The organism is Streptomyces sp. RG80, from assembly GCF_040446465.1.
In the GTDB taxonomy this organism is placed as follows: domain Bacteria; phylum Actinomycetota; class Actinomycetes; order Streptomycetales; family Streptomycetaceae; genus Streptomyces.
On sequence record NZ_JBEAAJ010000010.1, the window covers coordinates 18,495 to 43,629 of the forward strand.

A 25,135-nucleotide genomic window follows, 5' to 3' on the forward strand; every position below is an offset into this window, starting at 1 on the left:
GTGTTCTCTGTCCGCCAGGCGGACCTCAGGGGCGAAAGGCACTGGGTGCCGGATACGGTGGGTACACCATGAGCGCTGCGCAGACCTCCGACGTCCCCACTCTTCTCGTCAAGATCTTCGGCAAGGACAGGCCGGGCATCACAGCCGGACTCTTCGACACTCTCGCCGCCTACTCCGTCGACGTGGTCGACATCGAGCAGGTCGTCACCCGTGGCCGCATGGTGCTGTGCGCGCTCGTGACCGAGCCGCCGCGCGGGTTGGAGGGTGATCTGCGGGCGACCGTCCACAGCTGGGCGGAGTCGATGAAGATGCAGGCCGAGATCATCTCCGGCCTCGGCGACAACCGGCCCCGTGGGCTCGGCCGTTCGCTCGTGACCGTACTCGGGCATCCGCTGACCGCGGAGGCGACCGCCGCGACCGCCGCCCGGATCACCAAGGCCGGCGGCAACATCGACCGTATCTTCCGGCTCGCCAAGTACCCGGTGACCGCCGTGGAGTTCGCGGTGTCCGGCGTGGAGACCGAACCCTTGCGGACCGCGCTGGTCACGGACGCGGCCGCGCTCGGCGTGGACGTCGCCGTCGTCGCGGCCGGGCTGCACCGCAGGGCGCAGCGGCTGGTCGTGATGGACGTGGACTCCACGCTCATCCAGGACGAGGTGATCGAGCTCTTCGCCGCCCACGCAGGTTGCGAGAACGAGGTCGCCGAGGTCACCGCGGCCGCGATGCGCGGGGAGCTGGACTTCGAGCAGTCGCTGCACGCGCGCGTGGCGCTGCTGGAGGGCCTCGACGCGTCGGTCGTGGACAAGGTGCGCACCGAGGTGCGGCTCACTCCGGGCGCCCGCACCCTGATCCGTACGCTGAAGCGCCTCGGGTACCAAGTCGGTGTGGTCTCGGGCGGGTTCACCCAGGTCACCGATGATCTGAAGGAGCGGCTGGGGCTGGACTTCGCCCAGGCCAACACCCTGGAGATCGTCGACGGGAAGCTGACCGGCCGGGTCACCGGCGAGATCGTGGACCGGGCGGGCAAGGCGCGGCTGCTGCGCCGGTTCGCGGCCGAGGCGGGGGTGCCGCTGGCGCAGACCGTGGCCATCGGCGACGGTGCCAACGACCTGGACATGCTCAACGCGGCCGGTCTCGGTGTCGCCTTCAACGCCAAGCCGGTGGTGCGGGAGGCCGCCCACACCGCGGTGAACGTGCCGTTCCTGGACACCGTCCTGTATCTGCTGGGCGTCACCCGCGAAGAGGTCGAGGCGGCGGACACCCACGACGAGATCGACTGAGCCGTCCGCCACGGAGGCCGTCGCGCGACGGTCGCCGTACGGCGTGTGCGGGGCCCGGCACCACGATGGTGCCGGGCCCTTCGCACAGGGTTCTCACATCGGTCGGATCATTCGGAGGGTGCCCAGTAGTCGAGGAGGGTGGCCACGCCGGGCTCCAGGGACTTCCAGGAACCGGTGAAGGACAGGACGGCGAAGGCGGCGGCCGGGAAGCCGCGGCGGCTCATCCGCTCGCGGGCGTCGCCCTCGGCCGCGCCGGCCAGGATGTCGGCGAGGCCCTGCACGCCCGGGTTGTGGCCGATCAGGACGGCGTTGTGGATGTCGTCGGGGGTCTCGTTGAGCACGGCGATCAGCTCGCCGGGCGAGGCCTCGTAGACGCGCTCCTCGTAGACGGTTTTCGGCCGGTGCGCGAGCTCGTGCACGGCGAGCTTCCAGGTCTCGCGGGTCCGGGTCGCGGTGGAGCACAGGGCCAGGTCGACGGGGATGCCGGTGTCGGCGAGCCTGCGTCCGGCTTCTGCGGCGTCCTTCCGGCCCCGCTCGGCGAGTGGCCGCTCATGGTCGGTCACCTGTGGCCAGTCGGCTTTCGCATGCCGGAAAAGGACGATCCTGCGGGGTTCTGCGACGCTCATGTGACCCAGCTTCGCATGAAACAGGCCATCGGGCGCAGGGAGTTGACATGCGGCTTCACCGCTGTCCGGTGGTGCCCGCGGACCGGTCCCACCGGGTCGCTCAGCGCGTGGCCAGCTGCTGTATGCGCTCGAAGAGCCGGGTGATCACCGGGTCGCCCGCGGCGGCGTGCGCGTCGGACGGGTTCAGGATCAGCGCGAGCAGCGTGATGAAGGCCAGCGTCGGCAGGGCGAGGGCCCACCAGGGCAGCCGGATGTCGACGCGACCCCGGGTCGCCGGGTGGGGCGGGGTGTGCGTAGGGGCCGACATGGTGCCTCCGCGTCTCTTCGAGTGGCCGGTGATCCGCCGCGTCGCGGTCACATCTCGAAGTTACGGAATCCCGGGCCCCCAACCCATCCGGTGATCCACCCAGTTGACCCTGAGACTCGCCCCCTAGGGGATGGTGGGGCTACCCCCACCCCCGCCGGGGATCAGGGTGAGGCGATCGACGCGATGACGGCGATGATCACGAAGATGGCGAGGAACGCACCGAAGACGAGCAGCATCTTCTTCTGGCCGTTCTGGGGGTTCGGGTCGAGCACTGGCATGCGGCAAGTCTCGCACCCCGGGCCCGCGCCGAACCCGCCGGGGGTGGCGTCAGCGGGCCGCCTCGTCCTCGACGGTGCGGTCGCGTCCCGCGAGGACGCCCACGATCGTCTGCGGGATCATCAGGCCGGCCATGAGGGCGATCGGCAGGCCCCAGCCGCCGCTGTGCTGGTAGAGCACGCCCACCAGGAGCGGGCCCGGGATGGAGATCAGATAGCCGGTGCTCTGCGCGAAGGCCGACAGCTGGGCGACGCCCGCGCCGGTCCTGGCGCGCATCCCGACCATCGTCAGGGCCAGCGGGAAGGCGCAGTTGGCGACGCCGAGCAGCACGGCCCAGGCCCAGGCTCCGGCGGCGGGCGCGAAGTAGAGGCCGGCGTATCCGGCGAGACCGCAGACGCCGAGCACGACCACGATCGGCCCCTGGTGCGGCAGCCGGGTGGCCACGCGCGGGATGACGAAGGCGAGCGGTACGCCCATGACCATCGTGACGGCGAGCAGCAGTCCGGCGGTGCTCGCGGGCACGCCCGCGTCCCGGAAGATCTGTGCCATCCAGCCCATGGTGATGTAGGCGGCGGTGGCCTGGAGCCCGAAGAAGACGGCGAGCGCCCAGGCGGTACGGCTCCGGGTGATCCGCAGCGCGGGCCGTTCCTCGCGCGCGGGGGCCGCCTCGGCGGGCGCCTCCCCAGGTCGCCGTACGAATCCGAGCCACGGCAGTACGGCCGCCGCCGCCAGGCCCGCCCACAGGGCGAGTCCTGTCTGCCAGTTGCCGCCCAGGAGGTCGGTCACGGGGACGGTCACGGCGGCCGCGGTCGCGGTGCCGAGGGCGAGGGCCATCGAGTAGAGGCCGGTCATGGAGCCGACGCGGTCCGGGAACCAGCGCTTGACGATGACCGGCATCAGGACGTTGCTGACGGCGATGCCCATGAGGGCGAGCGCGGTGGCGGCCAGGAAGCCCACGGTGCCGCCCGCGTACGGCCGTATGAGCAGGCCCGCGGTGATGGCGGCCATGCCGGCGCAGACCACCGCGCCGGGGCCGAAGCGGCGGGCCAGACGGGGGGCCGTGACGCCGAAGACGGCGAAGCAGAGCGGGGGCACGGAGGTCAGCACTCCGGCCACGCTGCCGCTCATGCCGAGCCCGTCGCGGACCTCTTCCAGGAGGGCGCCGAGGCTGGTGATGGCGGGGCGGAGGTTGACGGCGGCCAGCACGATGCCGAGCACGAGCAGTCGTACGGTCCACGCGCGCGTGGCCGTCGCCGGGGGCTCGCTCGTCGCCGAGCTCTGGATGGGCGGGGACATGGTCGTCCGGGTTTCCTCACTTGCCATGCCACCCATCATAGAATCATGGGATGATTGGCTGTCCATCCCCCGGCAGCCCTGTGCCGCCCGTCCCGTGCGAAGGTGTGCCATGCCTCTGAGCCACCCCCGCCGATCGGCGCTGTCCGAGCAGGTCATCGCCGCGCTGCGGCAGCAGATCACCTCGGGCGAGTGGCCGGTCGGCTCCCGTATCCCGACCGAACCGGAGCTGGTGGAGCAGCTCGGGGTGGCCCGCAACACGGTCCGCGAGGCCGTCCGCGCCCTCGCGCACAACGGCCTGCTGGACATCCGTCAGGGCTCCGGCACCTATGTCGTGGCGACCAGCGAGCTGGCCGGCGTGATGCACCGCCGCTTCGCCGACGCCGATCCGCGGCACATCGCCGAGCTGCGCTCCACGCTGGAGTCGGCCGCGGCGAAGCTGGCCGCCGGGCGGCGTACGGAGAAGGACCTCAAGCAGCTCGACGCGCTTCTGGTGCGGCGCGAGGAGGCCTGGGAGTCGGGCGACAAGGAGGCCTTCGTCGCGGCGGACGCGACCTTCCACCTGGCGGTGGTGTCGGCGTCCCACAACGACGTGATGACGGCGATGTACGCGGACCTGGGCGAGGTGCTGCGGGACTGGCTGCGCGACGACGTCGGCGAGGAACTGACGCCGGAGACGCATCTGGACCACTCGGGCCTGGTGGACGCCATCCGCGCGGGCGACACGGACACGGCCGAGGCGGTGGCGGCGAGCTATCCGTTCCAGTGCAGGCCGGGTCTGTTCAGCGCCTCTGGTGACTGACCCACACCGAGCGGACTTCCTTCCAGCAGCGGCCCTGCAGACGTACGGTCTGCGCGGGCCCGGCCTCGACGGGGGCGCCGTCGCTGTCGAGGTCCCACCAGCGGTCGCACTCGATGTGCAGCCGGACCCGGTCGACGTCCGGGTAGGGGTTGTGGCAGTACGCGGTCACCCGGGAGCCGGTGACCTTGCTGCGGCAGGACGCTCCGAACAGGTCCGGCGCCTCGTCCTCGCGCGCGTGCGGCGACGCCTGGGACGGCAGGGACATCAGAAGTGCGGCGGCTACGGCTGTCGAGGCCAGGCTGCGGGACAGGCGCACAAGGGAACCTCCTCGGCCGTGCTGGGGAGGGAAGCGTGGTGAACGCGTAATCCAGAGTGCGCAGTTGCGGGCCGTCCCCGCCCGGCCGGATGGGCCGAACGGGTGAGGGCCCGCGTTCGCTGGAACGCGGGCCCTCCTCGTCGGAGTGTCAGGCTCCGATGGCGTGCAGACCGCCGTCCACGTGGACGATCTCGCCGGTGGTCTTCGGGAACCAGTCGCTCAGCAGGGCGACGACGCCCTTGCCGGCCGGCTCCGGGTCCTCCAGCTTCCACTCCAGCGGGGAGCGGCTGTCCCACACGGACGCCAGCTCGGCGAAGCCCGGGATCGACTTCGCGGCCATGGAGCCGATCGGACCCGCCGAGATCAGGTTGCAGCGGATGTCGTGCTTGCCCAGGTCACGCGCCATGTAGCGGTTGGTGGCCTCCAGGGCGGCCTTGGCCGGGCCCATCCAGTCGTACTGCGGCCAGGCGAACTGCGCGTCGAAGGTGAGGCCGACGACGGAGCCGCCCTCGGTCATCAGCGGCAGCAGCGCCATGGTCAGCGACTTCAGGGAGAAGGCGGAGACGTGCATGGCGGTGGCCACGGACTCGAACGGCGTGTTCAGGAAGTTGCCGCCGAGCGCGTCCTGCGGCGCGAAGCCGATGGAGTGCACGACACCGTCGAGCCGGTCGCCCAGGTGCTCACGGACCTGGCCCTCCAGGCGGGCCAGGTGCTCGTCGTTGGAGACGTCGAGCTCCAGGACCTTGACCTTCTCCGGCCGGGGCAGCTTCTTGGCGATGCGCTCGGTCAGCGTCGGACGCGGCCACGCGGTGAGGATGATCTCCGCGCCCTGCTCCTGGGCCAGCTTGGCGGTGTGGAAGGCGATGGAGGACTCCATCAGCACACCGGTGATGAGGATCTTCTTGCCCTCGAGGATTCCAGCCATGGTGTTCAGTGACCCATTCCCAGTCCGCCGTCAACCGGGATGACGGCTCCAGTGATGTACGCGGCGTCGTCCGAGGCGAGGAACCGCACCGCGGCGGCGATCTCCTCCGGCTGCGCGTACCGACCGAGGGGCACCTGCTTCATGATGCCCTCGCGCTGCTCGTCGGTGAGCACCTTGGTCATGTCGGTGTCCACGAAGCCGGGCGCGACGACGTTGAAGGTGATGTTGCGCGAGCCCAGCTCACGGGCGAGGGAGCGGGCGAAGCCGACCAGGCCGGCCTTGGAGGCGGCGTAGTTGGCCTGGCCGGGGCCGCCGAGCAGACCGACGACCGAGGAGATCAGGACGACGCGGCCCTTCTTGGCGCGCAGCATGCCGCGGTTGGCGCGCTTGACGACGCGGAAGGTGCCGGTGAGGTTGGTGTCGAGGACGGACGTGAAGTCCTCCTCGGACATCCGCATCAGGAGCTGGTCCTTGGTGATGCCGGCGTTGGCGATCAGGATCTCGACGGGACCGTGCGCGTCCTCGATCTCCTTGTAGGCCTGCTCCACCTGCTCGGTGTCGGTGATGTCGCACTTGACGGCGAGGCAGCCCAGTTCCGTCAGGGCGGCCGGTGGCTCACCCGAGCGGTATGTGATCGCGACCTTGTCGCCGGCTTCGGCGAAAGCTCGGGCGATGGCGAGGCCGATGCCCCGGTTGCCTCCGGTGACGAGAACCGAGCGGCTCAACGGATCACCCTTTCGATAGCGGTCTGTACTCACCGCCCGGCACCTGGATGGCAAGCGGCTTCCTTCGAAACCTATCTGTCTGTCCCGGCGTGCGGACATTCGGGCACCGACAGTGGCTCAGGGGGCTGGCTGTCGGATCCCTACAGAAGCCGCCGACTACGCAACGAAACTTATGGTCCCTGGAGCCGCGCACACGACATGATCGGAGTCCACAGGTCACGACAGCAGGGAGATGTCCCGGTGCCTCATTCCATCGACGAAGCCTTCACAGCGCTTCCCCTACGCGCCCTGGCCGACGCCGCGCTGGCACGCGCGCGTGCGCTGGGCGCCGAGCACGCGGACTTCCGGTTCGAGCGGGTGCGCAGCGCCTCCTGGCGGCTCAGGGACGCCAAGCCCGCGGGATCGTCGGACACCACCGACCTCGGGTACGCGGTGCGGGTGGTGCACGGCGGCACGTGGGGTTTCGCCTCGGGCGTGGACCTGAGCATGGACGCGGCCGCGCGGGTCGCCTCACAGGCCGTGGCGATGGCGAAGCTGTCCGCCCAGGTGATCAAGGCCGCGGGGTCGGACGAGCGGGTGGAGCTGGCCGACGAGCCGGTGCACGCCGAGCAGACGTGGATCTCGTCGTACGAGATCGATCCGTTCACCGTGCCCGACGAGGAGAAGGCCGCCCTGCTCGCGGACTGGAGCACCCGGCTGCTGGCGGCCAACGGCGTCAACCACGTCGACGCGTCGCTGCTCACCGTGCACGAGAACAAGTTCTACGCTGACACCGCCGGGACCGTGACCACCCAGCAGCGGGTCCGGCTGCACCCGTCGCTGACGGCGGTGTCGGTCGACGAGTCGAGCGGCGAGTTCGACTCCATGCGCACCCTCGCGCCGCCGGTCGGCCGCGGCTGGGAGTACCTCACGGGCACCGGCTGGGACTGGGACGAGGAACTGGCCCGAATCCCCGAGCTGCTCGCCGAGAAGATGCGGGCGCCGAGCGTCGAGGCGGGCGTGTACGACCTCGTCGTGGACCCCTCCAACCTGTGGCTGACCATCCACGAGTCCATCGGCCACGCCACCGAGCTGGACCGCGCCCTCGGCTACGAGGCCGCCTACGCCGGCACCTCCTTCGCCACCTTCGACCAGCTCGGCAAGCTGCGCTACGGCTCTGAGCTGATGAACGTCACCGGTGACCGCACCGCCGAACACGGCCTGGCGACCGTCGGCTACGACGACGAGGGCGTCGCGGGCCAGTCCTGGGACCTGGTCAAGGACGGCACGCTCGTCGGCTACCAGCTGGACCGGCGGATCGCGAAGCTGACCGGCTTCGAGCGGTCCAACGGCTGCGCATTCGCCGACTCCCCCGGGCACGTGCCCGTGCAGCGCATGGCCAATGTGTCGCTCCAGCCGGACCCGGCCGGGATGTCGACGGAGGACCTGATCGGCGGGGTCGACCGGGGCGTCTACGTCGTCGGCGACCGGTCCTGGTCGATCGACATGCAGCGCTACAACTTCCAGTTCACCGGACAGCGCTTCTTCAAGATCGAGAACGGACGGATCACCGGCCAGCTGCGGGACGTCGCCTACCAGGCCACGACCACCGACTTCTGGGGCTCGCTGGCCGCGGTGGGCGGTCCGCAGACGTACGTCCTCGGCGGCGCCTTCAACTGCGGCAAGGCCCAGCCGGGCCAGGTGGCCGCGGTGTCGCACGGCTGCCCGTCCGCCCTCTTCAAGGGCGTCAACATTCTGAACACCACGCAGGAGGCCGGTCGATGAGCGCTCAGTCCAGCAAGGCGCCCAAGCCGCACGAGATCGTCGAGCGCGCCCTGGAACTGTCCACCGCCGACGGCTGTGTCGTCATCGCCGACGAGCAGTCGACGGCGAACCTGCGCTGGGCCGGCAACGCGCTCACCACCAACGGCGTCACACGCACGCGTACCCTCACCGTGATCGCGACGGTCGACGGCAAGGAGGGCACCGCCTCCGGTGTCGTCTCCCGGGCCGCGGTGACCGTGGACGAGCTGGAGTCGCTGGTCCGGGCCGCCGAGACCGCCGCGCGCGGGGCAGCGCCCGCCGAGGACGCACAGCCATTGGTCACGGACGTCCCCGCGTCCCCCGACTTCACGGACGCGCCCGCCGAGACCTCCTCCGCGGTGTTCGCCGACTTCGCCCCGGCGCTCGGCGAGTCCTTCGCACGCGCGCGTGCGGGCGGCCGCGAGCTGTACGGCTTCGCCAACCACGAGCTGGTCTCCAGCTACCTCGGTACGTCGACCGGGCTGCGCCTGCGCCACGACCAGCCCAACGGCACGCTGGAGCTCAACGCCAAGTCCCCGGACCGTACCCGCTCGGCGTGGGCGGGCCGCTCCACCCGGGACTTCAAGGACGTCGACCCGGCGGCGCTGGACGCCGAGCTCGCCGTACGCCTCGGCTGGGCCGAGCGGAAGCACGATCTGCCCGCCGGGCGGTACGAGACGCTGCTGCCGCCGACCGCCGTGGCGGATCTGCTGATCTACCAGATGTGGTCGGCATCGGGCCGGGACGCGGCCGAGGGCCGGACCGTGTTCTCCCGGCCCGGCGGCGGCACCCGGCTCGGCGACCGGCTGACCGAGCTGCCGCTGACACTGCGCAGCGACCCGAACGAGCCGGGCCTGGAGTCCTCGCCGTTCGTGCTCACGCACTCCTCCGGCGGCGACTCGTCGGTGTTCGACAACGGACTGCCGCTGACGGCCACCGAGTGGATGCGGGCGGGCGAGCTGAGCAGTCTGCTGACCAGCCGACACAGCGCGGGTCTGACCGGGCTGCCGGTGGCGCCGGGCATCGACAACCTGATCCTGGACGGCGGCGAGGACCGCTCCCTGGAGGAGATGGTCGCGAACACCGAGCGCGGGCTGCTGCTGACCTGCCTGTGGTACATCCGCGAGGTCGACCCGGCCACCCTGCTGCTGACCGGCCTGACCCGGGACGGCGTCTACCTCGTCGAGAACGGCGAGGTCACCGGAGAGGTCAACAACTTCCGGTTCAACGAGTCGCCGGTGGATCTGCTGGGCCGGGCCACCGAGGCCGGGCGCACCGAAAAGACGCTGCCGAGGGAATGGAGCGACTGGTTCACTAGGGCTGCGATGCCGGCCCTGCGGGTGCCGGACTTCAATATGAGCTCTGTCAGTCGGGGCGTATAACCTCGTAACCGGCTGTCACTCGACCGCCCGAAGATCATCCAAGGAGACGCGAGAACCGTGACGGACATCGTCGACGAGCTGAAGTGGCGTGGGCTGATCGCCCTCTCCACTGACGAGGACGCATTGCGCAAGGCGTTCGCGGACGGTCCTGTCACGTTCTATTGCGGGTTCGACCCGACCGCGCCCAGCCTGCACCTCGGCAACCTCGTGCAGATCCTGACGATGCGCCGGATCCAGCAGGCGGGCAACCGTCCGCTGGGCCTGGTGGGCGGTGCGACGGGTCTGATCGGCGACCCCAAGCCGACCGCGGAGCGGACCCTGAACTCGCCGGACGTCGTGGCCCAGTGGGTCGAGCGGCTCCGGGCGCAGATCACCCCGCTCCTCGACTTCGAGGGCCCGAACGCCGCGATCATGGTCAACAACCTGGACTGGACCCAGGGGCTGTCGGCCATCGAGTTCCTGCGGGACGTCGGCAAGTACTTCCGGGTCAACAAGATGATCGCGAAGGAGGCCGTCGCCCGGCGGCTCAACTCCGACGCGGGCATCGGCTACACCGAGTTCAGCTACCAGATCCTGCAGGGCATGGACTTCCTGGAGCTGTTCCGCAGGCACGGCTGCACGTTGCAGACCGGCGGCAGCGACCAGTGGGGCAACCTCACCTCGGGCACCGACCTGATCCACCGGGTCGAGCCCGACGCCGTGGTGCACGCGCTGGCCACGCCGCTGATCACCAAGGCCGACGGCACCAAGTTCGGCAAGACGGAGTCCGGCACGGTCTGGCTCGACCCCGAGATGACCACGCCGTACGCCTTCTACCAGTTCTGGCTGAACGCGGACGACCGGGACGTCTCCAAGTTCCTGCGCATCTTCAGCTTCCGGTCCCACGAGGAGATCGAGGAGCTGGAGCGGCAGACCGCGGAGCGTCCGCAGGCCCGTGCGGCGCAGCGGGCGCTGGCGGAGGAGCTGACGACGCTGGTGCACGGCGCCGACCAGACGGCCGCCGTGATCGCCGCGTCCCGCGCCCTGTTCGGGCAGGGCGAGCTCGCGGAGCTGGACGAGAAGACGCTGGCGGCGGCGCTGTCCGAGGTGCCGCATGTCCAGGTCACCGAGCTCGGCCTTGTGGTCGACCTGCTCGCCGAGGTCGGTCTCGTCGCCAGCAAGTCGGCCGCGCGGCGGACGGTGAAGGAGGGCGGGGCCTACGTGAACAACGCGAAGGTCATCGCCGAGGACGCGGTCCCCGCCAAGGAGGACCTGCTCTACGGTCGCTGGCTGGTGCTGCGCAGGGGCAAGAAGAACCTGGCGGCGGTCGAGGTCACGGGCGCCTGAGCACGACGAGAGGGGCGGTCTCCCAGCGGGAGGCCGCCCCTCTCGTCGTAGGTACCCGTGTCGCTCAGGTTCGCTGCTTCCGCTTGCCCAGCGTCGCCATGTACAGCATGTCGCCGACGCCCACGATGATGATCGCGGCGATGAGCTGGAAGGCGTGCCGGCTCCAGTCGATGCCGGAGGTCTCGTCGACGCCCGCGGCACGTGCGATGGAGTTGCCGACGATGGCGCCCACCATGCCGAAGATGGTCGTCAACCAGAGGGGACTGTGCTGCTTGCCCGGGAGGATCGCCTTCGCGATCAGGCCGAGCACGAATCCCACGATGATGGCCCACAACCAGCCCATGGCTGCCTCCTAGTACGGCTCGACGTGAGCATTACGCCCAGTGTCGGCCCATGCGCCGTACGGCGCATGTCGAGTGCGCCGTACGCGCTACGGCGCAGGTTGTTCGCCCGGGCGGCGGGTGCCCCGGTCTCGTAGGCGGCGGAGGCGCGGCGTAACGTAGGACGTGTCCGGGCCCGGCTCTCTCGCCGGGGGCGGAGCGGGTACGGGCCGGGGAGAGGCCGATGCGGGCGGATGGTGGAATGTGATGCGGAAGCAACATGCGGCAGGCAACGCCCAGGTTTTCCGGATCACCGGTGCCCGCGCGGGGCTTCAGGACGATGTGCGGGCCCGGCAGCGGCGGTATGTGATCTCGATGGCCGTGCGTACGGCGTCGGTGATCCTCGCGGTCGCCCTCTGGAACGTCGAACGGCACGTCGCGATCGTCGCGTTGGTCCTGGGGGCCCTCCTTCCCTATGTCGCGGTGGTGATCGCCAACGCGGGGCGGGAGAACGCCCCGTCGCTGCCGTCGACGTTCGTGACCGCGCCGAGCCGCCCGATGATCACCCCGCCGAGGGCGCAGGAGCGGTCCGCGGAACCGTTCCCGGAAGACGGTGTGGCCGATTCGGCGGCGGGTGTCCGGGGTGAGCCGCGCGAGCGGACGTGACCTCGGCGGAGGGCTCGGATCCGGTAGTCACCTCCGTGCCAAGCTCAAGAAAAGCTCAGATCAATCATGTTGTTCCAGTGCCGGGCGACGGGTTACCCGTGACATACTTCCTACGCGCTCCGCATCCCCCGTCGGAGCGACAGACCGACGCCGGGCAGCTCCCCCCGTGGCTGCTCGGCGTCGCCTTGTTCAGCGCACTTTGTGAGACGAACCAGTGAGTGACGAGACCACCCCGATCTGCTCAGCCAAGGGCTGCCGTGCCGACGCGGTGTGGGTCCTCGCATGGAACAACCCGAAGATCCACACGCCGGAGCGCCGCAAGACATGGCTGGCGTGCGAGGAGCACCGGGAGCATCTCTCCCAGTTCCTCGGAGTGCGGGGATTCCTCAAGGACGTCGTGAAGTTCGAGGACTGGCAGGCGCCCGAAGGGGCTTAGCGGTGGCTCAGCCGCCGATCGCCGACATGGGGCGGTCCGGCTGTACGAACGACGGGTCGTCCAGGCCCGCGCCCGCCTTCTTGCCCCACATCGCGACCTTCCAGATGCGGGCTATCTCCTCGTCCGGGGCGCCCGAGCGCAGGGCCGCGCGCAGGTCCGTCTCCTCCGTCGCGAACAGGCAGGTGCGGACCTGGCCGTCGGCGGTGAGGCGGGTGCGGTCGCACGCGGCGCAGAACGGGCGGGTGACCGAGGCGATGACGCCCACGACATGCGGGCCGCCGTCCACCAGCCAGCGTTCCGCCGGGGCCGAGCCGCGTTTTTCGGAGCCCTCCTCCGTCAGCTCGAAGCGGGTGCGCAGGGAGGTCAGGATGTCCCCCGCGGTGATCATGCCGTCGCGCTTCCAGCCGTGCTGGGCGTCCAGGGGCATCTGCTCGATGAACCGCAGTTCGTAGTCGTGCTCGACCGCCCAGGCCAGCAGGTCGGGGGCCTCGTCGTCGTTCAGCCCCGGCATCAGGACCGAGTTGACCTTGACCGGGGTCAGGCCCGCCTCTCGGGCCGCGTACAGGCCCTCGATGACGTCCTTGTGGCGGTCTCTGCGGGTGAGGGTCTTGAAGACGTCGGGGCGCAGGGTGTCCAGCGAGACGTTGACCCGGTCCAGGCCCGCCGCCTTCAGGGCGGTCGCGGTGCGCTTGAGGCCGATGCCGTTGGTCGTCAGGGACATCTGCGGGCGGGGCTCCAGGGCCGCGACCCGCTCCACGATGCCCACCAGGCCCGGGCGCAGCAGCGGCTCACCGCCGGTGAAGCGGACCTCCTCGATACCGAGGGAGGTGACGGCGATGTCGATCAGGCGCACGATCTCGTCGTCGGTGAGCAGATCGGGCTTGGCCAGCCACTGCAGGCCCTCCTCGGGCATGCAGTACGTACAGCGCAGGTTGCACCGGTCGGTCAGCGAGACCCTCAGGTCGGTGGCCACTCGGCCGTAGGTGTCGATGAGCACGTGGGCCCCCTCCCTCGTCTGCGAAACACTGTCGAAGCGCTCGAGGAGCACTTGTCTTCCGTCACTTGCGAGCCTACGTGACCGCACTGACATCGACAGGCCCCGATCCCACGAGGTAAGACGCGGCCGCGTCGTAGAGACCTACGACGCGGCCGCTCGGTGGATCGTCCCGCTAGTGGGCGCCGGTGCCGGTGAGGGACCGGACCTCCAGCTCGGCGTACTTGCCGGCGTCGGGCTCCTCCTTGGACAGGACGGTGCCCAGCCAGCCCATCGCGAAGCCGAACGGGATGGAGATGATGCCCGGGTTCTTCAGCGGGAAGTACGCGAAGTCGACGTCCGGGAACATCGCCTTCGGGTCGCCCGAGACGACGGGCGAGAACAGCACCAGGCCCACGGCGACGATGAGACCGCCGTAGATCGACCAGAGGGCGCCCTGGGTGGTGAACCTCTTCCAGAAGAGGCTGTAGAGGATGGTCGGCAGGTTGGCGGAGGCGGCGACCGCGAAGGCCAGCGCGACCAGGCCGGCCACGTTGAGGTCGCGGGCGAGGGCGCCGAGGCCGATGGAGACGATGCCGATGAAGACGGTGGCCCAGCGGGCCGCGCGGACCTCTTCCTTGCCGGACGCCTGGCCCTTACGGATGACGTTGGCGTAGATGTCGTGCGCGAACGAGGACGACGAGGCCAGGGTCAGGCCCGCGACCACCGCGAGGATCGTCGCGAAGGCCACCGCCGAGATCGTCGCCAGCAGGATCGCGCCCCACGCCGAGTCGACGCCGCCCAGGTGCAGGGCGAGCAGCGGGGCTGCGGTGTTGCCCGATGGGTTGGAGTCGGTGATCTCTTTCTGGTCGATCAGTGCGGCGGCGCCGAAGCCGAGCGCGATCGTCATCAGGTAGAAGCCGCCGATGATGCCGATGGCCCAGTTCACGGACTTACGGGCGGCCTTGGCGTTGGGCACCGTGTAGAAGCGGATCAGGATGTGCGGCAGTCCCGCGGTGCCGAGCACCAGGGCGATGCCGAGGGAGATGAAGTCCAGCTTGGAGGTGCCGGTGGCGCCGTACTGGAGGCCGGGCTCCAGGAAGGCGTCGCCCTTGCCGCTCCGCTCGGCGGCCGTGCCGAGCAGGTCGGAGATGTTGAAGTTGAACTTCAGCAGCACCAGGAACGTGATGAGGATCGTGCCGCTGATGAGGAGGACGGCCTTGACCATCTGGACCCAGGTGGTGCCCTTCATGCCGCCGATGGAGACGTACACGATCATCAGGATGCCGACGAGGGCGACGATGGCGACCTTGCCCGCGTCTGAGGTGATGCCGAGCAGCAGCGAGACGAGGACGCCGGCGCCGGCCATCTGGGCCAGCAGGTAGAAGATCGAGACGACGATCGTGGAGGTGCCGGCCGCGGTGCGGACCGGGCGCTGGCGCATGCGGTACGCCAGGACGTCACCCATGGTGTAGCGGCCGGAGTTCCGCAGCGGCTCGGCGACCAGGAGGAGCGCCACCAGCCAGGCGACCAGGAAGCCGATGGAGTACAGGAAGCCGTCGTAGCCGAAGAGGGCGATGGCGCCGGCGATGCCGAGGAAGGACGCGGCGGACATGTAGTCGCCGGAGACCGCGAGGCCGTTCTGGAAGGCGCTGAACTGGCGTCCGCCGGCGTAGAAGTCGGCGGCGTCCTTGGTCTGGCGGCCCGCCCAGACCGTGATGACGAGGGTCGCGACGACGAACACCGCGAAGAGGCTGATGATCAGTGGTCGGTGCTCGCTGGCCTCACCGGCCGCGAGGACACTCTGCTGCGCGATGCTCATGCGTCGCCCTCCATGCGGGACTTGATCGCCTCGGCCTTGGGGTCGAGCTTGGCGGCGGCGTGCCGCGAGTACCACCAGGCGATGAGGAACGTGGTGACGAACTGGGCGATGCCGAGGACGAAGGCGACGTTGATGTTGCCGAAGAGCTTGGTGCCCATGAAGCCGCCGGCGAAGTTCGACAGCAGGACGTACAGCAGGTACCAGGCGATGAAGGCGACGGTCAGCGGGAAGGCGAAGGAGCGGTGGGAGTGGCGCAGTTCGGCGAACTCGGCGCTCTGCTGCACCGCGGTGAACTCCTCGGTGCTGGGGAGTTTGTGTTGCTCTGTCGAGGGGGGCGGTGCGTCGGTGGCCACGGAGTCTCCTCGCGTTGCGGGTGCTGTGACGACGGTGGACGGGGACGGATCGGGGTCCGGGGACGGGTTGGGTACGACGGACATGTGACGGCTCTGTTCCTCGCGGTTGTTCAGGGGGCTCGATCGTGCTCGTGCTCCCTGCCCAAGGTCACGGCGGCACGCTAGGACCGGTTCAACTACCCGGGCGTCTTTCCGAAGTCATCCCGGGTAGGTCATTGCTGGTCGGCGGCTGCGGGGGATAACTTCGCTCTGCAACACCCGTCATGTACCTGCCCGAGCACCACCTGTGTCTCGGGCGGTTTCGTTTCCGGATGATGTGGAGACCCCATGTCCCGTCTGCGTTCCAGACGTCGGCTCGCTCTCGCTGTACCTGTCGTTCTCTCGCTGACCGCCTCGCTCGGCTTCCTGCCTGCCGCGGCGTCGGCCGCCCCGTACGCGGAGCCGACCGCACAGGCCGCGGACTCGCCCAACCTGTCGTACGTCGTCAACACCAAGGTGGATCGCAAGACGATCTCGTCGGTGAAGAAGGCCGTCGCCGCCAAGGGCGGTACGGTCGTCATCACGTACGACAAGATCGGCGTGATCGTCGTCCACTCGGCCAACCCCGACTTCGGCGCGCAGATACGCGCGGTCCGCGGAGTCCAGTCCGCGGGCGCGACGCGCACCTCAGCGCTGACCCCCGCGAGCACCACGGACGAGGGCTCGGCCCAGATCCTGACGAAGGCACAGGCCGAGAAGATCGAGAGCGCCTCCGCGGCCGACGCCGGGAGCGAGCCCCTCGAGGCCGACCAGTGGGACCTCAGGGCGATCGGCGCGGACAAGGCCGCGCAGATCAACCCGGGCAGCAAGAAGGTCACCGTCGCCGTGATCGACACCGGCGTCGACGACACCCACCCGGACATCGCGCCGAACTTCTCCGCCTCCCAGTCCGCCAACTGCGACGGCGGTGTCCCGAACACCACCGCGGGCGCCTGGCGGCCGTACACCGTGGACGACTACCACGGCACGCACGTGGCCGGTGAGATCGCCGCCGCGCGCAACGGCATCGGTGTGGCCGGTGTCGCGCCCGGTGTGAAGGTCTCGGCCATCAACGTGACCGACCCGAGCAACGGCCTCTTCTACCCGGAGAGCGTCGTCTGCGCGTTCGTGTTCGCCGCCGACCACGGCGTGGAGGTCACGAACAACAGCTACTACGTCGACCCGTGGCTGTACAACTGCATGGACGACCCCGACCAGCGCGCCATCGTCGACGCGGTCAACCGGGCCTCGAAGTACGCCCAGAAGAAGGGCACGCTCAACCTGGCCTCGGCGGGCAACTCCAACCACGACCTGGACTCCGACGCCCTCGTCGACGACAGCAGCCCCGACGACTCCACTCCGGTGACCCGGACCGTCGACCCGCACGAGTGCTTCGACGTGCCGACCCAGCTGCCGGGTGTCGTCACGGTCAGCGCGACGGGCGTGAACAACCTCAAGTCGTACTACTCCTCGTACGGTTACCGCGTCGTCGACATCGCGGCCCCGGGCGGTGACCGGCTCTACCAGATCCCGGACACCCCCTCGAAGAACGGTCGCATCCTGTCGACCATGCCGAACAATTCGTACGGCTTCCTCCAGGGCACCTCGATGGCCTCCCCGCACGCCGCGGGCGTGGCCGCGCTGCTGAAGTCGACGCACCCGAAGGCGTCCCCGGCCCAGCTCCAGGCGCTGCTGAAGGCGCAGGCGGACAACCCGGGCTGCCCGGCGTCCTACGACCAGGACGGCGACGGCACGCAGGACGCGACCTGCGTGGGCGGCAAGAAGGTCAACGGGTTCTACGGCTACGGCATCGTGAACGCGCTGCGCGCGGTCAAGTAGAACGAACCGGGCGGCGCGGCCTCGACAGGCCGTGCCGCCCGGACGTCACGCGCGGTCGGCGCGTACGGGTGTCAGGATCCGTCGATCAGTTTCCGGACCTCGGGCGGCAGTTCCTTGTTCGTGTAGACGGCGACGAGTCGCGCGTCCGCGGGTGTGTCGCCGACCGCGATGGCCACCTCGGCCGGGACGCCGTCCACCTCGTAGGCCGTCATCGTGTCCGCCGGCAGGGTCTCGTCCTGACCGCCGGTGTCGTCGCACGCCGGGTGGGTGGCGGTGCCCAGCTTCCCGCCGGCCTTGAACGTCACGTCCGCGACGTCCTCGTACGTCCGGTCCTGGTACAGGATCCGGTAGGCGCACGACGCCGAACTGTCGCCGTCACTGCTGCTGCTCGTCGTGCACGCCGTGGCCGCCACGGCCATGGCCGCCATCAGCAGCGGCAGCCCCGCGGATCGCCCGGACCATCTCATCGACGCCTGCATGGGGACTGACCAGTAGACACTGCGCAGGGCCAGGACATCGCCCTTGCCGAGGGTCCTGGCGATCGTCTTGCACCTGAACAAGTCCGTGTACATGGTGAGGTTCTCGTGCCCGGCCCCGACATGACCGAGTCCGAAGACATGTCCGGCCTCGTGCGTACCGACGGAGCGCACATCGAAGAACCGGTTCGCGCAACTGCTGGTCGGTTTGTTCGTGAAGTCCTTGTCGTACGTGTTGAAACGGACGTCGGCCTCACGCTCTTGTTGACGCTCGCCTCCCGGCTGGTGGTGGCCAGGTAGTTCTCCTTGACACCGACCGTGTCGCTGTAGCCGCAGTTGTTGTAGCTGTCGGTGATGTTGTCGATGGCGTCACCGAACGCCCATATGGCGTCCGTCTTGGACAGCCCGGCGGGCAGACCGCCGTCGCCGATGTACCAGTTGTAGGTGCCGTACTCCTTGCGGTCGTCCGTCTTGTACGCGCCGTCGCTGCATGCCGACGGGGAGGCGGCGGCGTCCACCTCGGCCTCGGTGGAGGAGTCCGCGGTGGCCCCCTCGAGGAGGTAGGAGACCTTGTCGTCGGTCGCGACCTCCAAGGTGAATCCGTGTGTCGCGCCGTCCTCGGTCAGCATGTCGACGCTCACGGCCATGCCCGGCTCGGGGACGGTCACACCGGCACCGTCGTGGACGACGACCCGCCCGACCGCCTGCACTCTCCACCCCCTGAAATCGGCCCCGCTGTACGGGACTTGATCAATGTCAGGTGACAGTACTCATCAACTGTGCACAAAACCTTGCACAGTTCAAGACAAATGAACGCGCATCGACGGATGCGTCCCGTCGGCGCGACGTGTCCGCCGGACGGCCGGTCGTCGAACGGGTCGCACGTACCGGGATCCGGGGCGGGTTCCGGAACATCCCGGACAGGGAGAGGCGAGGCAGTCGGCCGGAACGGCTTGTTCTCCCCTCACCCGATGCCGGGCCGGCATGCAGACGGACGCAACCTTTACATTGATTCAATCAACGTTGATTTGATCAATAATGCATAGTGAAGTCATGACTGAGGTGATGCGCGAAGGCGCTCTTCAGGCGCGGCTTCCTGTACGGGAGTTGGCACGCGCGTGTGTCCGTGCGTGTGCGCTGGCCGCCGCCGAGCTGGGGGCACGGCGAGCCGGGCTCGACGAGGTGCCCGCCGTGCGGATGGACGACGGTGCCGTCGCGACGGCGTTCACGAGTGAGCGGCATCTGTTGATCAATGGTCGGGCGCCGGTCAACTTCGCCCCGCTGTCCCGGTTCTGGCGGACCGCGGACGGATGGGTGCGCACACACGCCAACTATCCGCACCACCGGGAGCGGCTGATCAGGGTGATGGGCCCGGCAGACTCCCTGGAAGCCGCCTTCGCCGAACGGTCCGCCCTGGAGGTCGAGGAGGCCCTGAACGCGGCCGGCGGCCTCGCGGTCGCGCTGCGGACCCCCGAGGAATGGGCCGCACACGAGCAGGGCAGAGCCGTGGCCGCACGGCCCCTCGTGGAGCGCGGGCGGCTCGACTCCGCCCCCGCGCGCGTGCTCGCGCCGATCGACGCCGCTCCCCTGCTCCCCGCCGCCGGACTGCGCGTCCTGGACCTGACCCGGGTGATCGCGGGCCCGGTCGCCACCCGCACGCTCGCCCTGCTCGGCGCTGACGTGCTGCGCCTTGACGCGCCGCAGCTGCCCGAACTCCCCGACCAGCACGCCGACACAGGGTTCGGGAAGCGGTCGGCGACGCTGGACCTGGCCGCCGACAGGCGGACCTTCGAGGAACTGCTCGCGGCGGCGGACGTGGTCGTCACCGGGTACCGGCCGGGCGCCCTGGACCGGTTCGGGCTGTCACCCGAGGCGTTGGCGGAGCGGCGGCCGGGCGTGGTCGTGGCCCAGTTGTCGGCCTGGGGCGCGTACGGACCCTGGCGTGAGCGGCGCGGGTTCGACAGTCTCGTGCAGGTGGCAACCGGGATCGCGGTGATCGAGGGGTCGGCGGAGCGGCCGGGGGCACTGCCCGCGCAGGCCCTCGACCACGGCACGGGGTACCTGCTGGCGGCGGAGGTGCTGCGCGCGGTCGCGGAGCAGTCGTACGAGGGCGGCAGCCGGTTCGTACGGCTGGCCCTGGCGCGGACCGCGGCATGGCTGATGAACGAGATCCCGGGCGACTCGCGTGGCGATACTCCTCGCACCGTCGAGCACACCGGGCCCGAGGCCTGGCTCGCCGAGACGGACAGCGGGTTCGGACGGCTGCGGTACGCCCTGTCGCCGGTGTCCTTCGCGGGCGGGCCGGCGCACTGGGCTCGGCCGCCGGGGGTGTGGGGGACGGATCCCGCGCGGTGGGCGTGAGCGGTGGGCGGATGGAGGGGGTGGGCGGATGGAGGGGGTGGGCGTGAGCGGTGGGCGGCCGGAAGACGTACCTTCGGGCGGAATGCCGTACCGCCAGTTGTTTTCCTGGACTTGCCCGGTTCTGGGGCAGCTGGTGAAGATCATGAGGTGAGCTTGACAAGACCCACGACCGGGGCGCCCGACGCGAGCGGGCCGGCGCCGCGCCCCGGTACCGGCCGGGCCGTCGCCGTCCTCGTTCTGGTGACCCTCGGCGCGCTGATCCCGCTGCTCGGTCCGTCCGCCGCGCTGCACGGCACCGGGGAGGCCGCGGCGCCCGGTGTCGGCGGCATCGCGCTGCTGCGGGCGGTGCTGTTCGCGGCGCTGTGCGTCCCGGTGGGCGAACTGTTCGTGCGCCGGCTGGTCCGTGCCGTACCCGGCGCTCCCCCGTCCGCGCCGCGCAGCTGGGCCCCGTACGCGGCCGCCGTCGGTTTCGCCGCCGCCCTGGGGCTCGCCTCGGTCGTGGCGACCGGCAACCTCGTGCCGCACAGCCTCGCCGAGGTCGACGTGGGCGGCCTGTACGCGTCCCGGGACGGCAAGCTCGCCCTGGTCGAGGTCAACGCGTTCCTCGTGGCGGGCCTGTGCGCCCGTTCGGCCCGCCCGGCCACGCAGGTCTGGCCGCTGGCCGCGGTCGTCGTCGCGGAGGCCCTGCGCGCGCACCCCACGACCGAGGACAGCCCGTTGGTCGGCTCGGGGCTGACGCTGATCCACCTGACCTGTGCCGCGCTCTGGGTGGGCGGGCTGCTGTCCGCGCTGCGGACGCTGCGCGGGTGGGGTCGTTCGGAGGCAGGCGCGGTCCTGCTGGGCCGCTACGCGCGCGTGGCGCTCGTCCTGCTCGCCGCGATCACCGCGACCGGGGTGTGGAGTTCGCTGCGCCGGATGCCGCCGGGCACGGTCCTCGACCAACTGACGGCGACCGCGTACGGGCGCGTGCTGCTCGCCAAGCTGCTGCTGGTGGCCACGGTCGCCGCGCTCGCCCTGTGGGCCCGGTTCCGGCTGCGCCGGGCGCCCGACCCCCTGACCGCCGCCTCGCCCGCGCGAGCGGAGGTCGTCGCGCTGGGCGCGGCGGTCCTGATGTCGGGGCTGCTGACGGCGCTGCCGGTGCCGATCCGCTGGTGAACCGCTTGCGAGCCGGGGGGCTCGGCAGGCTCCGGATGCTCGGCGGACTCCGAGGACTCGGCCGAGTCCGCCTGGAGCGTGGTCGGCCGGACGCTGGGCCTGCGTTGCGCAGTCGGCACGAGGCGCCCGGCCGACCGACTCCAAGCCCCCGACCGACTCCAAGCCCCTGGCCGACTCCAGACCCTCAGCCGGGCTCCTGACCTCAGCCGGCGACCAGCACCTTCAGGGCCGTTCGCTCGTCCATCGCCTTGTAGCCGGCCGGGACGTCCTCCAGGCCGATGGTCAGGTCGAAGACGGGTGAGGGGTCGATGGTGCCGTTCAGGACGTCGGGGAGCAGTTCGGGGAGGTAGGCGCGGACCGGTGCGACACCGCCGCGCAGGGCGATGTTCCGGTCGAACATGACGCCGAGGTCGAGCCCGGTGCCGCTGCCGTGGGGCACGCCGACCCAGCCGACCGTGCCGCCGTCGCGGGTGATGTCGACCGCGGTCCGCATGGACTGCTCGGTGCCGACGGCCTCGACGACGGCGTGCGCGCCCTGACCACGGGTGAGTGCGCGGACGGCCTCGACGGCCGCGTCCCCGCGCTCGGCGACGACGTCGGTGGCTCCGAAACGGCATGCGATGTCGGTCCGGGCCTGGTGCCGGCCGAGCGCGATGATCCGCTCGGCGCCCAGCCGCTTGGCGGCGAGCACGGCGCACAGACCGACGGCTCCGTCGCCGACGACGGCGACCGTGGCGCCCGGGCGGGCACCAGCGCCGAGGGCGGCGTGGTGGCCGGTGCCCATGACGTCGGACAGGCTCAGCAGCGCGGCCAGCAGCCGGTCGTCGGAGGCCGCGTCCTTGGGCAGCCGGACGAGGGTGCCGTCGGCGAAGGGCACGCGCACGGCCTCGCCCTGGCCGCCGTCGTAGCCGACCGAGCCCCAGAAACCGCCGTGCTCGCAGGACGTGGTGAGGCCCTCTCGGCAGTAGTCGCAGACGCCGTCGGACCACATGAAGGGCGCCACCACGAGGTCGCCGCGGCGGACGGTGGTGACCTCGGAGCCGGTCTCCTCGACGACACCGAGGAACTCGTGCCCGATGCGCTGCCCCGGCTGCCGGGCGGCGGTGCCCCGGTAGGCCCACAGGTCGCTGCCGCAGATGCAGGAGCGCAGCACGCGGACGACGGCGTCGGTGGGCAGTTGCACCACGGGGTCGGGCACGTCCTCCACGCGCATGTCGAAGGGGGCGTGGATGGTGGTGGCGCGCATGGCGAGGATCCTTCTCGTCTGTGGTGGAACGTGCGCTCAGGGGGTGGTCGAGCGCACTTCACCGTACGCCGACGGCGACTGCTGTCGCGCGCCGAGTACGCCGGTGACCAGCAGTGGCTGCGCGGCGAGATAGGTGAGCATGATCCACAGGTCCGGCCGGGGCGGCTGGGGCCACTCCGCGACGCCGGTCGCGATGAGGCCGTCGGAGAGCACGAAGAGGGCGCCGCCGATCCCGGCGACGAGCCCGATCCGGGCGGCGGCCAGATACGCCATGACGGTGAGCAGGACGCTGTAGCCGGCCACGGGCACCCGCAGGTCGGCCGGCAGGTCCGCCCAGAGCGACAGGACGGTGTTGACCAGGACGACCGTGTAGACGGCGGCGAGGAACCCGCCCCGCGCGCGTACGGTCGCCCTGTCGGTGCCGTGCTTCTGGAACAGGACGACGTAACAGACGTGCCCGGCGGCGAAGCAGCCCATCCCCGCCAGGAACGCGGGCTCGGCGTCGGACAGGAGCAGGACGTCACCGCCCCAGCCGCACAGCAGGGCGGCGATCAGGAGCCGGGGTGCGCCGCGGGAGGCCGCGTAGGCGGCGAGGAGGGGCATCAGGAGGGGCTTGGCCACGGTGTGCCCGGCGTCCCAGCCCGCCGCCAGGGAGACGAGGTCCGTGGCGGCGGCGAGGCCGAAGCAGGCCGGCAGAAGGCGTCTCACGCGGCCACGGTCTCCTCGGCAGACTGGGTCACCGGGGCCGGTTTCCACCCCGGTCCCCGGAACACCCGGCCGGCCCGCTCGCGCCAACTGGACGCCGCCTTGATGTCCTTGACGATCGCGACGTACTCATGAGTGGCGACCTTGATCGGGTTGAACGTGTCGATGTTCTTGGTCAACCCGTACACAGGTCGTTCGGTCTCGGCGACGAACGACCCGAAGAGCCGGTCCCAGACGATGAGGATGCCGCCGAAGTTGCGGTCCAGATAGCCGCCCTGGGAGGCGTGGTGGACCCGGTGGTGGGAGGGCGTGTTCAGCACGAACTCGAACCAGCGGGGCATCTTGTCGATGCGCTCGGTGTGGATCCAGAACTGGTAGACGAGGTTCGCCGAGGAGCAGAAGGCCAGCGCCGCGGGGTGCACGCCGGCGGCGATCAGGGGGACGTAGAACGGCCACACGGTGAGCGTGGTCCACGGCTGGCGCAGCGCGGTGGTCAGGTTGAACTTCTCGCTGGAGTGGTGGACGACGTGGCAGGCCCACAGGATGCGGATGACGTGGTGGCCGCGGTGCGACCAGTAGTAGAAGAAGTCCTGCGCGAGCAGCATCAGCGGGACGGTCCACCACAGCACGGGGACGCGCAGGGGCGTGAGTTCGTAGATCGCCGTGTAGATCGCGAGGATCGGGATCTTCCAGAGGAAGTCGAAGACGAGGCTGCCCAGGCCCATGCCGACACTGGTCGCGGCGTCCTTCGTCTCGTATCCGGCGGCGGCCTCGTCGGGATGGATCCGGACGCTGATCATCTCGACCACGGTGAGCAGTACGAAGGCGGGTATCGACCAGAGCACGACATCGGGCAGGTTCGGCATAAGGGGACCGTAGAACCGCTGGTCGGCCGCGGCTAGACGTTGTTACTGACAAGTATTACAGCAAGAACGCGCTTACTCTTTGGCGATCTCCGCCAAAGCCACCACCGGCGGTTTCAGACTCCGGCCGCCCCCAGCAGCGTCCCCGCCCCATAGGTCACCCCCATGGCCAGCGCCCCGCCCGCGACGTTCCGCAGGGCCGCGCGGACCGGGTCGGCGGCGCCGAGGCGGGCGCTGCTCCACCCGGTCAGCACGAGGGCCGCGAGGGACGAGACGACGGTGACCGCCAGCCTCCAGTCGGTGGGCGGCAGGACGATGGCCAGCAGCGGAAGCAGTGCGCCGACCGTGAAGGACAGGAAGCTTGCCCACGCGGCGTGCCAGGGGTTGGTCAGCTGGTCGGGGTCGATGCCGAGCTCCACGCGCGCGTGGGCCCTCAGGGCGTCCCGCGCGGTGAGCTGTTCGGCTGCCTCCCGGGCGACGTCCCTGGACAGGCCGCGCTCCTCGAGCAGTTCGGTGAGTTCCTCCAGCTCGGCCTCGGGCCGCTCGCGCAGCTCCCGCCTCTCGACGGCGAGTGCGGCCTTCTCCGAGTCCCGTTGGGTGGAGACGGAGACGTACTCCCCGGCCGCCATCGACATCGACCCCGCGAGCAGCCCTGCCAGGCCCGCCGTGAGCAGGGCCGAGCGGTCGTCCGTGGCGCCGGCGACGCCGACGACGAGGCCCGCGGTGGACACGATGCCGTCGTTGGCGCCGAGGACGGCCGCCCGCAGCCAGTTGAGCCGCTCGGCGAGCGCGCCGCCGTGGGCCTCGTCATGCGTGGGTTCGGTCACAGACGGGAGGATCGCACCCCGGGTGCCGCCGGGTC

Annotated in this window: 27 protein-coding genes; 10 read left to right on the forward strand and 17 right to left on the reverse strand. The window is 70.4% G+C overall.

Features of this window, described 5'->3' with window-relative positions:
- Nucleotides 1-68: 68 nt before the first annotated feature.
- Nucleotides 69-1,280, forward strand: coding sequence for a phosphoserine phosphatase SerB (gene serB / locus ABKA17_RS32365; RefSeq protein WP_353695869.1), 1,212 nt, complete (start codon nucleotides 69-71; stop codon nucleotides 1,278-1,280).
- A gap of 107 nt (nucleotides 1,281-1,387) precedes the next feature.
- Here the strand turns inward: serB and ABKA17_RS32370 are convergent, their stop codons facing one another.
- The 4 genes from ABKA17_RS32370 to ABKA17_RS32385 form a co-directional block, all read right to left on the reverse strand.
- A complete protein-coding gene (locus ABKA17_RS32370; protein ID WP_353695870.1) occupies nucleotides 1,388-1,906 on the reverse strand; it encodes a SixA phosphatase family protein in 519 nt (172 codons plus the stop codon).
- Nucleotides 1,907-2,006: 100 nt separating this feature from the next.
- Complete coding sequence (locus ABKA17_RS32375) at nucleotides 2,007-2,213, reverse strand: hypothetical protein (protein ID WP_353695871.1); 207 nt, start codon at nucleotides 2,211-2,213, stop codon at nucleotides 2,007-2,009.
- Between the two features lie 161 nt (nucleotides 2,214-2,374).
- A complete protein-coding gene (locus tag ABKA17_RS32380; RefSeq protein WP_266829118.1) occupies nucleotides 2,375-2,491 on the reverse strand; it encodes an SGM_5486 family transporter-associated protein in 117 nt (38 codons plus the stop codon).
- Between the two features lie 49 nt (nucleotides 2,492-2,540).
- The gene (locus ABKA17_RS32385) at nucleotides 2,541-3,824 is read right to left on the reverse strand and encodes a CynX/NimT family MFS transporter (protein WP_353695872.1); all 1,284 of its coding nucleotides are present in this window, start codon (nucleotides 3,822-3,824) and stop codon (nucleotides 2,541-2,543) included.
- Nucleotides 3,825-3,894: 70 nt separating this feature from the next.
- Here ABKA17_RS32385 and ABKA17_RS32390 point away from each other — a divergent pair, with 70 nt between their 5' ends.
- Entirely contained in the window at nucleotides 3,895-4,584 is a 690-nt protein-coding gene (locus tag ABKA17_RS32390; protein ID WP_353695873.1) for a FadR/GntR family transcriptional regulator, read from the forward strand.
- Here ABKA17_RS32390 and ABKA17_RS32395 read toward each other — a convergent pair.
- The 3 genes from ABKA17_RS32395 to fabG form a co-directional block, all read right to left on the reverse strand.
- Nucleotides 4,565-4,900, reverse strand: a complete 336-nt coding sequence (locus ABKA17_RS32395; protein WP_353695874.1) for a hypothetical protein — start codon at nucleotides 4,898-4,900, stop codon at nucleotides 4,565-4,567. The genes ABKA17_RS32390 and ABKA17_RS32395 overlap by 20 nt on opposite strands.
- Before the next feature lie 148 nt (nucleotides 4,901-5,048).
- Nucleotides 5,049-5,825 (reverse strand): enoyl-ACP reductase FabI, encoded by a 777-nt coding sequence (gene fabI / locus ABKA17_RS32400; protein WP_353695875.1) that lies wholly within the window; start codon nucleotides 5,823-5,825, stop codon nucleotides 5,049-5,051.
- A gap of 5 nt (nucleotides 5,826-5,830) precedes the next feature.
- A complete protein-coding gene (fabG, locus tag ABKA17_RS32405) occupies nucleotides 5,831-6,550 on the reverse strand; it encodes a 3-oxoacyl-[acyl-carrier-protein] reductase (RefSeq protein WP_353695876.1) in 720 nt (239 codons plus the stop codon).
- 240 nt (nucleotides 6,551-6,790) lie between these two features.
- Between fabG and ABKA17_RS32410 the strand changes: the two genes are divergently transcribed.
- From ABKA17_RS32410 to tyrS, 3 genes are read left to right on the forward strand one after another with little or no spacing between them, the layout of a single operon-like run.
- Nucleotides 6,791-8,314, forward strand: a complete 1,524-nt coding sequence (locus ABKA17_RS32410) for a TldD/PmbA family protein (protein ID WP_353695877.1) — start codon at nucleotides 6,791-6,793, stop codon at nucleotides 8,312-8,314.
- Complete coding sequence (locus ABKA17_RS32415) at nucleotides 8,311-9,714, forward strand: metallopeptidase TldD-related protein (RefSeq protein ID WP_353695878.1); 1,404 nt, start codon at nucleotides 8,311-8,313, stop codon at nucleotides 9,712-9,714. Before ABKA17_RS32410 ends, ABKA17_RS32415 begins: the two co-directional genes overlap by 4 nt.
- Before the next feature lie 57 nt (nucleotides 9,715-9,771).
- A complete protein-coding gene (tyrS, locus tag ABKA17_RS32420) occupies nucleotides 9,772-11,040 on the forward strand; it encodes a tyrosine--tRNA ligase (RefSeq protein WP_353695879.1) in 1,269 nt (422 codons plus the stop codon).
- A gap of 64 nt (nucleotides 11,041-11,104) precedes the next feature.
- Here tyrS and ABKA17_RS32425 read toward each other — a convergent pair whose 3' ends face one another.
- A complete protein-coding gene (locus ABKA17_RS32425; RefSeq protein WP_353695880.1) occupies nucleotides 11,105-11,383 on the reverse strand; it encodes a GlsB/YeaQ/YmgE family stress response membrane protein in 279 nt (92 codons plus the stop codon).
- A 244-nt stretch (nucleotides 11,384-11,627) separates the two neighbouring features.
- Between ABKA17_RS32425 and ABKA17_RS32430 the strand changes: the two genes are divergently transcribed.
- Nucleotides 11,628-12,026, forward strand: coding sequence for a DUF3099 domain-containing protein (locus tag ABKA17_RS32430; RefSeq protein WP_353695881.1), 399 nt, complete (start codon nucleotides 11,628-11,630; stop codon nucleotides 12,024-12,026).
- 214 nt (nucleotides 12,027-12,240) lie between these two features.
- Nucleotides 12,241-12,462: a hypothetical protein gene (locus ABKA17_RS32435; protein ID WP_353695882.1), complete on the forward strand. Its 222-nt coding sequence runs from the start codon at nucleotides 12,241-12,243 to the stop codon at nucleotides 12,460-12,462.
- A gap of 7 nt (nucleotides 12,463-12,469) precedes the next feature.
- Here the strand turns inward: ABKA17_RS32435 and moaA are convergent, their stop codons facing one another.
- The 3 genes from moaA to ABKA17_RS32450 all read right to left on the reverse strand — a co-directional run bounded on the left by moaA (nucleotide 12,470) and on the right by ABKA17_RS32450 (nucleotide 15,610).
- A complete protein-coding gene (moaA, locus tag ABKA17_RS32440) occupies nucleotides 12,470-13,459 on the reverse strand; it encodes a GTP 3',8-cyclase MoaA (RefSeq protein WP_353695883.1) in 990 nt (329 codons plus the stop codon).
- 172 nt (nucleotides 13,460-13,631) lie between these two features.
- A complete protein-coding gene (locus tag ABKA17_RS32445; protein ID WP_353695884.1) occupies nucleotides 13,632-15,257 on the reverse strand; it encodes a monocarboxylic acid transporter in 1,626 nt (541 codons plus the stop codon).
- Nucleotides 15,254-15,610 carry a DUF485 domain-containing protein gene (locus tag ABKA17_RS32450; RefSeq protein ID WP_353695885.1) on the reverse strand — a complete coding sequence of 119 codons (357 nt, stop codon included), beginning with the start codon at nucleotides 15,608-15,610 and terminating at the stop codon, nucleotides 15,254-15,256. The genes ABKA17_RS32445 and ABKA17_RS32450 overlap by 4 nt, the downstream gene beginning before the upstream one ends.
- Before the next feature lie 327 nt (nucleotides 15,611-15,937).
- On the opposite strand from ABKA17_RS32450, the gene ABKA17_RS32455 reads away from it, so the two are divergent.
- Nucleotides 15,938-17,467 (forward strand): S8 family peptidase, encoded by a 1,530-nt coding sequence (locus ABKA17_RS32455; RefSeq protein ID WP_353695886.1) that lies wholly within the window; start codon nucleotides 15,938-15,940, stop codon nucleotides 17,465-17,467.
- A gap of 71 nt (nucleotides 17,468-17,538) precedes the next feature.
- Here ABKA17_RS32455 and ABKA17_RS32460 read toward each other — a convergent pair whose 3' ends face one another.
- Nucleotides 17,539-17,934, reverse strand: a complete 396-nt coding sequence (locus tag ABKA17_RS32460; protein ID WP_353695887.1) for a DUF6281 family protein — start codon at nucleotides 17,932-17,934, stop codon at nucleotides 17,539-17,541.
- Nucleotides 17,931-18,611 carry a hypothetical protein gene (locus ABKA17_RS32465; RefSeq protein ID WP_353695888.1) on the reverse strand — a complete coding sequence of 227 codons (681 nt, stop codon included), beginning with the start codon at nucleotides 18,609-18,611 and terminating at the stop codon, nucleotides 17,931-17,933. The genes ABKA17_RS32460 and ABKA17_RS32465 overlap by 4 nt, the downstream gene beginning before the upstream one ends.
- A 385-nt stretch (nucleotides 18,612-18,996) precedes the next feature.
- On the opposite strand from ABKA17_RS32465, the gene ABKA17_RS32470 reads away from it, so the two are divergent.
- Both ABKA17_RS32470 and ABKA17_RS32475 read left to right on the forward strand, forming a co-directional pair.
- Nucleotides 18,997-20,304, forward strand: coding sequence for a CoA transferase (locus ABKA17_RS32470; protein ID WP_353695889.1), 1,308 nt, complete (start codon nucleotides 18,997-18,999; stop codon nucleotides 20,302-20,304).
- Between the two features lie 147 nt (nucleotides 20,305-20,451).
- Complete coding sequence (locus ABKA17_RS32475; protein ID WP_353695890.1) at nucleotides 20,452-21,459, forward strand: CopD family protein; 1,008 nt, start codon at nucleotides 20,452-20,454, stop codon at nucleotides 21,457-21,459.
- 202 nt (nucleotides 21,460-21,661) lie between these two features.
- Here the strand turns inward: ABKA17_RS32475 and ABKA17_RS32480 are convergent, their stop codons facing one another.
- The 4 genes from ABKA17_RS32480 to ABKA17_RS32495 form a co-directional block, all read right to left on the reverse strand.
- Nucleotides 21,662-22,705, reverse strand: coding sequence for a zinc-dependent alcohol dehydrogenase family protein (locus tag ABKA17_RS32480; RefSeq protein WP_353695891.1), 1,044 nt, complete (start codon nucleotides 22,703-22,705; stop codon nucleotides 21,662-21,664).
- A 36-nt stretch (nucleotides 22,706-22,741) separates the two neighbouring features.
- Nucleotides 22,742-23,413: a lysoplasmalogenase gene (locus ABKA17_RS32485; protein WP_353695892.1), complete on the reverse strand. Its 672-nt coding sequence runs from the start codon at nucleotides 23,411-23,413 to the stop codon at nucleotides 22,742-22,744.
- On the reverse strand, nucleotides 23,410-24,276 hold the full coding sequence (locus tag ABKA17_RS32490; RefSeq protein WP_353695893.1) for a sterol desaturase family protein: 867 nt from the start codon (nucleotides 24,274-24,276) through the stop codon (nucleotides 23,410-23,412). The genes ABKA17_RS32485 and ABKA17_RS32490 overlap by 4 nt, the downstream gene beginning before the upstream one ends.
- A gap of 113 nt (nucleotides 24,277-24,389) precedes the next feature.
- The gene (locus ABKA17_RS32495; protein WP_353695894.1) at nucleotides 24,390-25,100 is read right to left on the reverse strand and encodes a VIT1/CCC1 transporter family protein; all 711 of its coding nucleotides are present in this window, start codon (nucleotides 25,098-25,100) and stop codon (nucleotides 24,390-24,392) included.
- Nucleotides 25,101-25,135: the final 35 nt, after the last annotated feature.